Annotated in this window: 10 protein-coding genes; 5 read left to right on the forward strand and 5 right to left on the reverse strand. The window is 54.9% G+C overall.

What is annotated here, in order from left to right; genetic code table 11:
* The first annotated feature begins 44 nt into the window (after nt 1-44).
* Together rapZ and npr are read left to right on the forward strand one after the other, a co-directional pair.
* The gene (rapZ, locus tag AB6731_RS16605; protein WP_014171820.1) at nt 45-899 is read left to right on the forward strand and encodes an RNase adapter RapZ; all 855 of its coding nucleotides are present in this window, start codon (nt 45-47) and stop codon (nt 897-899) included.
* The gene (npr, locus tag AB6731_RS16610) at nt 896-1,168 is read left to right on the forward strand and encodes a PTS phosphocarrier protein NPr (RefSeq protein WP_003861872.1); all 273 of its coding nucleotides are present in this window, start codon (nt 896-898) and stop codon (nt 1,166-1,168) included. Before rapZ ends, npr begins: the two co-directional genes overlap by 4 nt.
* Nucleotides 1,169-1,206: 38 nt before the next feature.
* Here the strand turns inward: npr and mtgA are convergent, their stop codons facing one another.
* The 5 genes from mtgA to lptF all read right to left on the reverse strand — a co-directional run bounded on the left by mtgA (nt 1,207) and on the right by lptF (nt 7,464).
* A complete protein-coding gene (mtgA, locus tag AB6731_RS16615) occupies nt 1,207-1,932 on the reverse strand; it encodes a monofunctional biosynthetic peptidoglycan transglycosylase (RefSeq protein ID WP_279261726.1) in 726 nt (241 codons plus the stop codon).
* Nucleotides 1,929-2,582, reverse strand: a complete 654-nt coding sequence (gene elbB, locus AB6731_RS16620) for an isoprenoid biosynthesis glyoxalase ElbB (protein WP_032670144.1) — start codon at nt 2,580-2,582, stop codon at nt 1,929-1,931. Before elbB ends, mtgA begins: the two co-directional genes overlap by 4 nt.
* 230 nt (nt 2,583-2,812) lie before the next feature.
* On the reverse strand, nt 2,813-5,146 hold the full coding sequence (arcB, locus tag AB6731_RS16625; protein WP_032679053.1) for an aerobic respiration two-component sensor histidine kinase ArcB: 2,334 nt from the start codon (nt 5,144-5,146) through the stop codon (nt 2,813-2,815).
* Nucleotides 5,147-5,281: 135 nt separating this feature from the next.
* Nucleotides 5,282-6,364, reverse strand: a complete 1,083-nt coding sequence (gene lptG / locus AB6731_RS16630; protein ID WP_020883523.1) for an LPS export ABC transporter permease LptG — start codon at nt 6,362-6,364, stop codon at nt 5,282-5,284.
* Nucleotides 6,364-7,464, reverse strand: coding sequence for an LPS export ABC transporter permease LptF (gene lptF / locus AB6731_RS16635; protein ID WP_014171825.1), 1,101 nt, complete (start codon nt 7,462-7,464; stop codon nt 6,364-6,366). The genes lptG and lptF overlap by 1 nt, the downstream gene beginning before the upstream one ends.
* 266 nt (nt 7,465-7,730) lie before the next feature.
* Here lptF and pepA point away from each other — a divergent pair, with 266 nt between their 5' ends.
* The 3 genes from pepA to AB6731_RS16650 all read left to right on the forward strand — a co-directional run bounded on the left by pepA (nt 7,731) and on the right by AB6731_RS16650 (nt 12,652).
* A complete protein-coding gene (pepA, locus tag AB6731_RS16640) occupies nt 7,731-9,242 on the forward strand; it encodes a leucyl aminopeptidase (protein WP_014171826.1) in 1,512 nt (503 codons plus the stop codon).
* Nucleotides 9,243-9,353: 111 nt separating this feature from the next.
* Nucleotides 9,354-9,797, forward strand: coding sequence for a DNA polymerase III subunit chi (holC, locus tag AB6731_RS16645; RefSeq protein WP_371006575.1), 444 nt, complete (start codon nt 9,354-9,356; stop codon nt 9,795-9,797).
* Nucleotides 9,797-12,652: a valine--tRNA ligase gene (locus AB6731_RS16650; RefSeq protein WP_020883522.1), complete on the forward strand. Its 2,856-nt coding sequence runs from the start codon at nt 9,797-9,799 to the stop codon at nt 12,650-12,652. The genes holC and AB6731_RS16650 overlap by 1 nt, the downstream gene beginning before the upstream one ends.
* Nucleotides 12,653-12,694 lie beyond the last annotated feature (42 nt).

Genomic DNA, 12,694 nt, shown 5'->3' on the forward strand with positions numbered 1-12,694 from the left:
CAGGAGATGGCCTTCACATCTGTTGTCCTGAGGAGAAACGGAACATGGTGCTGATGATTGTCAGTGGCCGTTCAGGGTCCGGGAAATCCGTGGCCCTGCGCGCGCTGGAAGACATGGGGTTTTACTGCGTAGATAACCTGCCGGTCGTGCTGTTGCCCGACCTGGCACGCACGCTTGCGGAGAGGCAAATCTCTGCCGCCGTCAGTATCGACGTTCGTAACATGCCTGAATCGCCAGAAATTTTTGAACAGGCAATGAGCAACCTGCCTGATTCATTCTCGCCTCAGCTGCTGTTCCTCGATGCAGACCGCAATACTCTGATCCGTCGCTACAGCGATACCCGTCGTTTGCACCCGCTTTCCAGCAAGAATCTCTCACTGGAAAGTGCTATCGACGAAGAGAGCGATCTGCTGGAACCGCTGCGTTCCCGTGCTGACCTGATTGTCGATACATCCGAAATGTCCGTGCATGAGCTGGCGGAAATGCTGCGTACCCGTTTACTGGGCAAACGCGAGCGTGAACTGACGATGGTGTTCGAGTCATTCGGCTTTAAGCACGGTATTCCTATCGATGCGGATTATGTTTTCGACGTGCGCTTCCTGCCGAACCCGCACTGGGATCCGAAGCTGCGTCCAATGACCGGTCTCGATAAGCCCGTCGCGGCCTTCCTCGACAGACACACAGAAGTTCACAATTTTATCTACCAGACGCGAAGCTACCTTGAGCTATGGTTACCTATGCTGGAGACAAACAATCGTAGCTACCTGACCGTGGCGATTGGCTGTACCGGCGGTAAACATCGTTCGGTCTATATCGCCGAACAGCTGGCCGACTATTTCCGTTCACGCGGAAAGAACGTTCAGTCCCGTCATCGCACGCTGGAAAAACGTAAAACATGACCGTAAAACAAACCGTTGAGATCACCAATAAGCTGGGCATGCATGCACGTCCGGCGATGAAACTGTTTGAGCTGATGCAGGGTTTCGATGCAGAAGTTCTGCTGCGTAACGATGAAGGTACCGAGGCGGAAGCGAACAGCGTAATTGCGCTACTGATGCTGGACTCCGCCAAAGGCCGCCAGATTGAAGTAGAAGCTACCGGTCCACAGGAAGAGGAAGCACTGGCGGCGGTGATTGCGCTGTTTAACGCCGGGTTTGACGAAGACTAACGCCTCTTTCATGGCGGGTAGCGCTACGCTTACCCGCCTTACATCAATTTATTTCTCGCCATAAACCCTTCTCCTCCCAGCTGCCGCATCTGGCGCATGATCCACGCCTGTCGGTTTCGCACATAGCCTGAGGGTGCATCGGCTTTAAAGCGAATTGGGTTAGGCAAGACCGCGGCCAACAGCGCAGCTTCAGAAAGGCTCAGCCGGCTGGCAGGTTTATTGAAATATCGCTGCGACGCGGCTTCGACACCAAACACGCCATCACCAAACTCGGCAATGTTCAGATAGACCGTCAGAATACGTTTCTTGCTCCAGACCGTTTCCATCCCCAGGGTCAATCCGGCTTCCAGCCCTTTTCGCACCCAGCTACGGCCATCCCACAAAAACAGGTTTTTGGCCGTCTGTTGTGACAGCGTCGATGCGCCGCGCACGCGGTTTTCATGGCGTTCGTTATGGGCGAGCGCTTTCTCGATTGCCGCCACGTCAAACCCCCAGTGCTGCGGGAATTTCTGATCCTCCGCCGCTATCACCGCCAGCCCCATCCACGGGGAGATTTCATCTGTGCTCACCCAGTCAGAGTGGGCAACATAGCTGAAGTCACCGGTGAACCACGCGCTCAGCTGACGCTCAACCATCACGGCAGAAAACGGAACCGGCAGAATGCTGAATAATGCCAGTCCGCCGCCCCAGAACACCGCCAGCACCAGCACGGCACGCCAAAGAATACGTTTTACCCAGGCGCCTGCGGCGAATTGACGCCTCATTCAGTCAGCACCAGCACTCTGGCCACCAGCTTTTCAATGCCTGAAGCGGCTTCCGCGATAGTCTGCGCCAGCATATACGCAGGTGTGGTGACGATTTTATTGTCTTCATCTACCACAATGTCATCCACCGGACAAGGGATGTGCTCGCCTCCCATCTCCTCGATGATTTCCGCTGTATCAATATCGGTCCCGATGGTCAGGCGCAGCGGGAAATCAAAAATTGTGGGAAGCATGGCCGGAGCGATGCAGATAAAGCCCTGCGGTTTACCCGCCGCATGCATGGCCTGTGATAATGCTTTTAAATGCGGATCAACCTGACACCCGGCGCCTTGCGTGGCAAACGTGCTGAGGTTTTTAGCCGCCCCAAACCCGCCCGGCACAATTAACGCATCAAGCTCTGCGGCGTCCGCCTGAATCAGAGGATGAATTTCGCCACGCGCAATACGCGCGGCTTCAATCAGGACGTTACGGGTTTCCGCCATCGGCTCCCCGGTCAGATGATTAATGACATCAGCCTGATTTTTGTCTGGCGCGAAGCAAATGACTTCAGCCCCCTCTCTTGCCAGGGCCAGCAATGTGATGACGGCTTCGTGTATCTCAGAACCATCGTAAACGCCACATCCGCTCAGTACGACACCAATCTTTTTCATCATGACGATCCTTCTCTGCAACTCGCTGAAGCACATAATTAATTTTGATTAAAACGCTATGCTTCACACATTTCACTGATTCCTGTAACAAACCATTTAAGATTTGCTATCTTATTTGCGTGCGGCCTAAATTTTCAGGCGGCGTCCATACGAAAACAACACAAAAAACAGGCGCAGCCACAATTTCCCTGGTGTTGGCGCAGTATTCGCGCACCCCGGTTAAGCCGGGGTCATTTTTTTCTGGCGTCCACCCAGGCTTTAAGCACCGCCACATCGTTCTGCCACTCTTGTTTCATCTCTTCAACCCAATCACCTACGTTATCTTCCCAGGCAGGTAAATCAGGTGACTGAATCTGTTGTCCCAGCTGCTGCAGGTGACGTAAGCCGACCGAGCCGGCCGCGCCTTTGATTTTATGCCCTTCTTCCACAATGCCTTTCTGATCCCGCGCTGTCAGATTTGACTCCAGCACGCTCAGATAGCCCGGCATCATTTTTTCAAATACCGCCAGACCGTCGGTAATCAGTTTTGGACCAACCAGATCGATGTACTGCTCCAGCATCGCGGTATCGAGTATCGTTTGGGCTTTCGCACTATCCACAGACGTCATGGTGTTCTCCTCTTCATCATGGGTATCCCAGAACTTCTTGATCATGGCGGTCAGGGCAGGCACCGCCAGCGGCTTGCTAAGTACATCATCCATACCGGCATCGAGGTACTCTTTTTTATCTTTCAGCACGTTCGCCGTCAACGCCACCAGCGGCGGCAGTTCGTCGGCAGCGTACTGGCTCGTCAGTTCACGGGAAATATCCAGCCCGGTCATGTCCGGCAACTGAATATCCAGCAGAACGAGATCATATTCACCCGGCTTAAACATCTCCAGCGCGGCTTTACCGGTCATCGCCACATCTACACTGTTGCCCAGTTTTTCCAGGACAGAGCGTGCGACAATTACGTTAAGCTCAATATCTTCCACCAGCAGGACATGCAGCGCAGGCAGCGGCATATCGTCGTTTTCGAAGGTATCTTCCACCTCTTCCGCCACCGCCGGCGCGTGCACCGTCAGCGTGAAGGTTGAGCCTTTGCCCGGATGGCTGGCGACGGTAATATCACCGCCCATGCTCTTCGCAAGGCGTTTAGACACCGCCAGACCAATTCCCGTGCCGGTAGCGGGCTTGCCGCCGTTGCTGTCCTTCACCTGATAGTACATCGCAAAGATTTTGTCCTGCTCTTCCTGCGGAATCCCAATGCCGGAGTCTTCCACCTCAAAGTGCAGCATGTCGCCCTGGTCATAGCGAATACGTACCGAGACCTGCCCCTTCTGGGTAAATTTGACCGCATTGCTGATAAGGTTCCACAGGATCTGGCGCAGACGCGTGCCGTCGGTAACCACCTTGTGCGGCAGCGGCAGCGTGGGATCCATGACAAAGCTCAGCCCCTTCTGCTGCGCCTGCAAACCCGACAGGTTTTCCAGATCGGCAAGGAAACCGGTGAAATCAACCGGCTGGTTATCAAGCTGCACTTTGCGGCGTTCCATCTTATCCATATCGATAATATCGTTGAAGATATTCCCCAGCGTGACCGCTGAGACATGGATGGTTTTAAGGTATTTTTCCTGTTCTGCGGTGAGATCGGTGTCCAGCAGAATGCGGCTCAGGCCGACAATTCCGTTAAGTGGCGTACGCAGTTCATGGCTGATGGTGGAGATGAAGGTGGTTTTATCGCGGCTGGCACGTTCAAGGGCATCCTGATAGCGCTTACGCTCGGTGATATCGCGGCCAAACCCCATCAGACCGTGGCGTTTCCCCACGCGGTCGTAGTACGGCACCTTACGGATCTCAAAGCAGGCTTTGCGCCCGTCCGGGTAATCCAGCCACTGTTCATAGGTCAGCGAAACGTTATGACGAAACACTTTTTCGTCCGTCTCCATCACTTTGGCGGCCGCCTCTTCGGAGTATACGTCCTGCGGCTTCAGGTGAATCAGCTGCTTCTCACTCTTCCCGGTCAGCAGTTCCATCGCCCGGTTACAGCCGGAAAACTCTTTATCTTCATTACGGTAGAAAACCAGATCCGGTGATGCATCAAGGAACGAGCGCAGGAAAGAGGATTGCTGCTCAAGCTGGATCTGCGTCACCTCGCGCTCTTTCATTTCGATTTTCAGCTGCTCCAGCGTCGCCTGGCGCTCAGCCTCCGCCTTCTCACGATCCGAAATCTCCTGGTTCAGTTGGGCGATATTATCCTTTAGCTGAACGTTGAGCTTCAGATCGCGATCGCGCATCTCTTCCAGTTTATCGACCAGTTTTGACAGGCGCTGACGGGACTCCTCCAGTTGTTCAACAACCACGGAGAGGAAATAGACCGCCCAGGGTGTAATCAGCAAGCCAAAGAAGATGGAGCGGATCACGTCGATACTCTCGACCTGACCGTGCAGAACCATGGTTACGGCCATCTGCACGACAATGGCCAGAACGACCAGCGCCAGTGCCAGCAGCATGGAGAAACGCACCAGCCCAAGCTTCATCATCAGATCGACGTAGTACTGGGCCAGCATTCGAATTTGCTTCATAGAGGATCCCTTCACGACTTTATCGCTCAATAATACTCAAATTCGCGGCGGGGCGTTGAAGGTTGTGAGAAAAAGTGCGGGGTGAAACAGGAGATTAGCCTCGCTTCCGGTTCTCCGGAAGCGAGGAGAGGTCTGTCAGGAGCGTTTCAGCATCAGCCAGAGGCTGATCAGGAAGAAGCTGGCGCTCGGCAGCAGCGCGCCGATAACAGGCGGAATGCCATAAACCAGCGTCAGCGGGCCGAAGATCTGATCGAGAACGTAGAACACAAAGCCGAAGCTGATCCCGGTCACCACGCGCACGCCCATCGGCACGCTACGCAACGGGCCAAAGATAAACGACAGGGCCATCAGCATCATCACCGCCACGGACAACGGCTGGAAGATTTTGCTCCACATGTTGAGCTGATAACGTCCGGCGTCCTGTCCGCTCGACTTCAGGTATTTCACGTAGTTGTGCAAACCACTGATGGAGAGAGCGTCAGGATCCAGCGCCACCACGCCGAGTTTGTCCGGCGTGAGTTTGGTTTTCCACATGCCCGACACCGTCTGAGAGCCGGAGATCTGTTTTGGATCGGTCAGGTCTGACTCATCCACCTGCGACAACCGCCACTGCTTATGCTCGGCGTCAAACTTGGCCGAAGAGGCGTGACGCACGGAGAGCAAACGACGATCGTCATTGAAGGTGTAAATACTCACGCCTCCCAGTTCGTCATCGCCCTTCACACGTTCGATATAGACGAAGCTGTCACCATCTTTTGCCCACAACCCTTGCTGCGTTGAGAGCAATGAGCCACCGTACATCGCCTGCGCACGATAGTTACGCGCCATCTGCTCACCCTGCGGTGCCACCCACTCGCCAATTGCCATGGTCAACAGCACCAGCGGGATCGCGGTTTTCATCACCGACAGTGCAACCTGCATACGGGTGAAGCCCGAAGCCTGCATAACAACCAGTTCACTGCGCTGTGCCAGCATCCCTAAGCCCAACAGCGCACCCAGCAGGGCTGCCATCGGGAAGAAGATCTGCACATCTTTTGGCACGCTGAGCAGGGTATACATGCCCGCACCCAGCGCGTCATAGCTCCCCTGCCCGGCTTTTTTCAACTGATCGACAAATTTGATAATGCCGGAGAGCGACACCAGCATGAACAACGTCATCATGATGGTGGAAAAAATAGTTTTACCGATATAGCGGTCAAGAACGCCAAACGCCTGCATTAGAGGGCTCCTTTACGCGAGAAGCGGGCACGAATGCGGCGCACAGGCACCGTATCCCACAGGTTGAGTCCCACCGCCAGCAGCAGATACAGACCATTGACCACCCAGGTCCAGACGAACGGGTCAATTTTACCCTTACCACCGTTAGACTTAATTGAGGTCTGCAACAGGAAGAACACCAGGTACAGCAGCATGGCTGGCAACATTGACAGCACGCGTCCCTGACGTGGGTTAACCACACTCAGCGGAACGACCATCAGAGCCATCATAAATACGGCGAATACTAGCGTGATACGCCAGTGCAGTTCGGCACGCGCACGGTTGTTGTCCGTATTGAACAGGGTACGCATATCCATTTGCTCGGTATCACTTGGATCGAGCGCCACGGTCTGGTGACCAATAATGGCCTGGTAGTTCTGGAAATCGGTGATGCGGAAATCGCGCAGCATCGCAGTGCCTTCGAAGCGCGTGCCTTTATTCAGCGTCACTACCTGAGAGCCATCTTTACGCTGTGACAGTTGACCCGAATCGGCCACCACGACGGAAGGACGGGCATTCCCTTTGGTGCGGAGCTGCGCAAGGAACACATCGTTAAAGCGGCTGCCATCCACGCTTTCGATAAAGAGAACAGAATTCCCGTCAGTCGCCTGCTGGAACTGGCCCTGCGCCAGTGCGGCCATACCCGGGTTTGCTTTTGCTTCTGCCAGCACTTCATCCTGGTGACGGGAAGACGTTGGGCCCGCCCACATCACATTCACCGCCGCAACAATACCTGTGAAAAGCGCCAGAACCATAGCGGCTTTCACCAGTACGGCTTTACTCAAGCCGCAGGCGTGCATCACGGTGATTTCACTCTCGGTATAAAGCTTGCCGAGCGTCATGAGCAGACCGAGGAAAAGACTTAGCGGCAGGATAAGCTGCGCCATTTCCGGGATCCCTAAACCAAGCAGGGAAAGCACCAGATTCGTAGGAATTTCGCCGTCAACGGCCGCACCGAGGATCCTGACCAGCTTCTGACAGAAAAAAATCAGCAGCAGGATGAAGAGGATCGCCAGCTGGCTTTTGAGCGTCTCCCGCACCAGATATCTTATGATTATCACTTTAAATACGCCCGTAAAAACCCGTCTCTTTGCTGGAAAATCGCTTGTTTCATGGCTTAAACGTCATTTATTCTCTTGAGTCGTCGAAATCATCGCTAAGATTAAAACATCCGGCGGATTCACGCTTCAGGACTTTTTCTGACGTGTCGAAACCGTAGTAACGTAAGATTAACACGAAGTCACCACAACAGCGGACATGAGTTACGAAAGGTTTCAATTCTATCTGTAGCAGCCGCTGTTGTCTTTAAGATTCAGGAGCGTAGTGCATGGAGTTCAGTGTAAAAAGCGGTAGCCCGGAGAAACAGCGGAGTGCCTGCATCGTTGTGGGCGTCTTTGAACCACGCCGACTCTCCCCGATCGCCGAGCAACTCGATAAGATCAGTGATGGCTACATCAGCGCCCTGCTGCGCCGTGGCGAACTGGAAGGCAAACCTGGGCAGACGCTGTTACTGCACCATGTTCCAAACGTACTGTCCGAACGTATTCTGCTGATTGGCTGCGGTAAAGAGCGCGAGCTGGATGAACGTCAGTATAAGCAGGTTATTCAGAAAACGATTAATACGCTGAATGATACCGGCTCAATGGAAGCCGTTTGCTTCCTGACCGAACTGCACGTCAAAGGCCGTAACACCTACTGGAAAGTGCGTCAGGCGGTCGAAACGGCAAAAGAGAGCCTGTACAGCTTCGACCAGCTGAAAACCAACAAAAGCGAGCCACGTCGTCCGCTGCGTAAGATGGTCTTTAACGTACCGACCCGTCGCGAGCTGACCAGCGGTGAACGCGCTATCCAGCACGGCCTGGCGATTGCTGCCGGGATTAAAGCCGCAAAAGATCTGGGCAATATGCCGCCTAACATCTGTAACGCAGCGTATCTGGCCTCTCAGGCACGTCAGTTGGCTGACGCCTACAGTAAGAATGTCATCACCCGCGTCATCGGCGAACAGCAGATGAAAGAGCTGGGAATGCACTCCTATCTGGCAGTCGGCAACGGCTCCCAGAATGAGTCGCTGATGTCGGTTATCGAATACAAAGGTAACCCGTCTGAAGATGCGCGTCCGATTGTGCTGGTTGGTAAGGGTCTGACCTTCGATTCCGGCGGTATCTCCATCAAGCCTGCCGAAGGCATGGACGAGATGAAGTACGACATGTGTGGTGCAGCAGCAGTGTATGGCGTGATGCGTATGGTGGCGGAACTTCAGCTGCCGATAAACGTCATTGGCGTGCTGGCGGGCTGTGAAAACATGCCTGGCGGTCGTGCGTACCGTCCGGGTGACGTTCTGACGACCATGTCCGGCCAGACCGTTGAAGTGCTGAACACCGACGCCGAAGGCCGTCTGGTGCTGTGCGACGTGCTGACCTACGTTGAGCGCTTCGAGCCTGAAGCGGTCATTGACGTGGCCACGCTGACCGGTGCCTGTGTGATTGCGCTGGGTCATCACATCACCGGGCTGATGTCGAACCACAATCCTCTGGCGCACGAGCTGATTGGCGCGTCCGAACAGGCCGGTGACCGCGCATGGCGTCTGCCGCTGGGTGACGAGTACCAGGAACAGCTGGAGTCTAATTTCGCCGATATGGCGAACATCGGCGGTCGTCCTGGCGGGGCAATTACTGCGGGCTGCTTCCTGGCGCGCTTTACCCGTAAGTACAACTGGGCGCATCTGGATATCGCAGGTACCGCCTGGCGTTCCGGTAAGGCCAAAGGCGCAACCGGTCGTCCGGTCGCGTTACTGTCGCAGTTCCTGCTCAATCGTGCGGGTTTTAACGGCGAAGAGTAATTGCCGTCAGATGCCCGGTAGCGCTACGCTTACCGGGCCTACGGAAAGATGCCGTTTGTAGGCCGGGTCAGCCCGGCCTTGCATTTAAATCCACAACAAGAAGCCCCATATATGAAGAATGCAACGTTCTACCTTCTGGACAACGACACCCATCAGGACAGCCTCAGCGCAGTTGAACAGCTGGTGTGTGAAATTGCCGCAGAACGTTGGCGCGCAGGTAAACGCGTTTTGATTGCCTGCGAAGATGAGCAGCAGGCCATCCGCCTTGACGAAGCACTCTGGGCACGCCCACCGGAGAGTTTTGTTCCGCATAATCTGTCTGGCGAAGGCCCTCGTGGCGGCGCACCGGTAGAGATTGCCTGGCCGCAAAAGCGCAACAGCAGCGCGCGCGATATTCTGATTAGCCTGCGGATAGATTTTGCAGATTTTGCCACCGCTTTCACAGAAGTGGTAGACTTTGTCCCTTACGAAGAATCTTTGAAACAACTGGCGCGCGAACGCTATAAAGCGTACCGCCTGGCTGGTTTTAACCTGAATACGGCAACCTGGAAATAATGGAAAAGACATATAACCCACGCGATATCGAACAGCCGCTTTACGAGCACTGGGAACAGCAGGGCTATTTCAAGCCTAACGGCGATGAAAGCAAAGAGTCCTTCTGCATCATGATCCCACCGCCGAACGTCACCGGCAGTTTGCATATGGGTCATGCCTTCCAGCAGACCATCATGGATACCATGATCCGCTACCAGCGCATGCAGGGCAAAAACACCCTGTGGCAGGCGGGGACTGACCACGCGGGTATCGCGACCCAGATGGTGGTTGAGCGTAAAATTGCCGCTGAAGAAGGTAAAACCCGCCACGACTACGGTCGCGACGCGTTCATCGATAAAATCTGGCAGTGGAAAGCAGAATCCGGCGGTACCATCACCCGTCAGATGCGCCGTCTTGGCAACTCCGTGGACTGGGAGCGCGAGCGCTTCACCATGGACGAAGGCCTTTCCAACGCCGTTAAAGAAGTGTTTGTCCGTCTGTACAAAGAAGACCTGATTTACCGTGGCAAGCGCCTGGTAAACTGGGACCCTAAACTGCGCACCGCTATCTCCGACCTGGAAGTGGAAAACCGTGAGTCTAAAGGCTCCATGTGGCATATCCGCTATCCGCTGGCCGACGGCGCTAAAACGGCAGACGGTAAAGATTACCTGGTGGTAGCGACCACCCGTCCGGAAACCCTGCTGGGCGATACCGGCGTGGCCGTTAACCCGGAAGATCCGCGTTATAAAGATCTGATTGGCAAATTCGTGGTGCTGCCGCTGGTTAACCGTCGCATTCCCGTTGTGGGCGATGAACACGCCGACATGGAAAAAGGCACCGGCTGTGTGAAAATCACCCCGGCACACGACTTCAACGACTACGAAGTGGGCCGTCGTCACGCCCTGCCAATGATCAACATTCTGACGTTCGACGGTGATATCCGTGAAAGCGCGGAAGTGTATGACACCAAAGGTAACGAATCCGACGTTTACTCCAGCGACATTCCGGCTGAATTCCAGAAAATGGAACGTTTTGCCGCGCGTAAAGCGATTGTCGCTGCAGTGGATGCACTCGGCCTGCTGGAAGAGATCAAACCTCACGATCTGACCGTGCCGTACGGTGACCGTGGTGGTGTTGTTATCGAGCCAATGCTGACCGACCAGTGGTACGTGCGCGCCGACGTGCTGGCGAAACCGGCTGTTGAAGCGGTTGAGAACGGCGACATCCAGTTCGTGCCGAAGCAGTATGAAAATATGTACTTCTCCTGGATGCGTGATATTCAGGACTGGTGTATCTCCCGTCAGCTGTGGTGGGGCCACCGTATCCCGGCCTGGTACGACAGTGAAGGCAACGTCTATGTTGGCCGCAGCGAAGATGAAGTTCGTCAGGAAAACAACCTGAGTGCCGATGTCGCCCTGCGTCAGGACGAAGACGTACTGGACACCTGGTTCTCCTCCGCACTGTGGACCTTCTCCACGCTGGGCTGGCCGGAGAACACCGACGCGCTGCGTCAGTTCCACCCAACCAGCGTGATGGTGTCCGGCTTCGACATCATCTTCTTCTGGATCGCCCGCATGATCATGATGACCATGCACTTCATCAAAGATGAAAACGGCAAGCCACAGGTTCCGTTCCATACCGTCTACATGACCGGTCTGATTCGTGACGACGAAGGCCAGAAGATGTCCAAGTCCAAGGGTAACGTTATCGACCCGCTGGACATGGTTGACGGTATCTCCCTCGAAGAGCTGCTGGAAAAACGTACCGGCAACATGATGCAACCGCAGCTGGCAGAGAAGATCCGCAAGCGTACTGAGAAACAGTTCCCGAATGGGATCGAACCACACGGTACTGATGCCCTGCGTTTCACTCTGGCGGCACTGGCTTCAACCGGTCGTGACATCAACTGGGACATGAAGCGCCTGGAAGGTTACCGTAACTTCTGTAACAAGCTGTGGAACGCCAGCCGCTTCGTGCTGATGAACACCGAAGATCAGGATTGCGGCTTCAACGGCGGCGAGATGACCCTGTCTCTGGCCGATCGCTGGATCCTGGCAGAGTTCAACCAGACGGTAAAAGCCTTCCGCGAAGCGCTGGACAGCTACCGCTTCGATATCGCGGCGGGCATTCTGTATGAATTCACCTGGAACCAGTTCTGTGACTGGTACCTGGAGCTGGCAAAACCGGTAATGAACGGCGGTTCTGAAGCGGAACTGCGCGGTACGCGCAACACGCTGATTACCGTTCTCGAAGGTCTGCTGCGTCTGGCGCACCCGATTATTCCATTCATCACCGAAACCATCTGGCAGCGTGTGAAAGTGATTGCCGGCATCAACGCCGACACCATCATGCTGCAGCCGTTCCCGGAATTCGATGCAGCGAAGGTCGATGAAGCGGCGTCAGCCGATACCGAATGGCTGAAACAGGCGATCGTGGCGGTACGTAATATCCGTGCCGAAATGAACATCGCCCCGGGTAAACCTCTGGAGCTGCTGCTGCGCGGTTGCAGTGAGGCTGCTGTTCGCCGTGTCACCGAGAACAACACCTTCCTGAAAACCATGGCGCGTCTGGAAAGCATCACCGTGCTGCCTGCGGATGACAAAGGTCCGGTATCCGTGACCAAAATCATCGACGGCGCCGAGCTGCTGATCCCGATGGCAGGTCTTATCGACAAAGACGCTGAGCTGGCTCGTCTGGCAAAAGAAGTGGCTAAGGTCGATGTGGAAATTGGCAAAATCGAAAGCAAACTGGCGAACGAAGGCTTTGTTGCCCGCGCGCCGGAAGCGGTTATCGCGAAAGAGCGTGAGCGTCTGGTTGCCTTCGCCGATGCTAAGACCAAACTGATCGAGCAGCAGGCGGTTATTGCAGCCCTGTAATGCTTTTACCCCTTACGCTTCAGGGCGTAAGGGGTATCCTTC

This window comes from Enterobacter sp. RCC_40 (assembly GCF_041360735.1).
Lineage (GTDB): Bacteria > Pseudomonadota > Gammaproteobacteria > Enterobacterales > Enterobacteriaceae > Enterobacter > Enterobacter ludwigii.

Excerpts from the sequence above, each read along its gene's own strand:
- rapZ (WP_014171820.1), top strand. The coding sequence starts at position 45 with ATGGTGCTGATGATTGTCAGTGGCCGTTCAGGGTCCGGGAAATCCGTG.
- npr (WP_003861872.1), top strand. The coding sequence starts at position 896 with ATGACCGTAAAACAAACCGTTGAGATCACCAATAAGCTGGGCATGCAT.
- mtgA (WP_279261726.1), bottom strand. The coding sequence starts at position 1,932 with ATGAGGCGTCAATTCGCCGCAGGCGCCTGGGTAAAACGTATTCTTTGG.
- elbB (WP_032670144.1), bottom strand. The coding sequence starts at position 2,582 with ATGAAAAAGATTGGTGTCGTACTGAGCGGATGTGGCGTTTACGATGGT.
- arcB (WP_032679053.1), bottom strand. The coding sequence starts at position 5,146 with ATGAAGCAAATTCGAATGCTGGCCCAGTACTACGTCGATCTGATGATG.
- lptG (WP_020883523.1), bottom strand. The coding sequence starts at position 6,364 with ATGCAGGCGTTTGGCGTTCTTGACCGCTATATCGGTAAAACTATTTTT.
- pepA (WP_014171826.1), top strand. The coding sequence starts at position 7,731 with ATGGAGTTCAGTGTAAAAAGCGGTAGCCCGGAGAAACAGCGGAGTGCC.
- holC (WP_371006575.1), top strand. The coding sequence starts at position 9,354 with ATGAAGAATGCAACGTTCTACCTTCTGGACAACGACACCCATCAGGAC.
- AB6731_RS16650 (WP_020883522.1), top strand. The coding sequence starts at position 9,797 with ATGGAAAAGACATATAACCCACGCGATATCGAACAGCCGCTTTACGAG.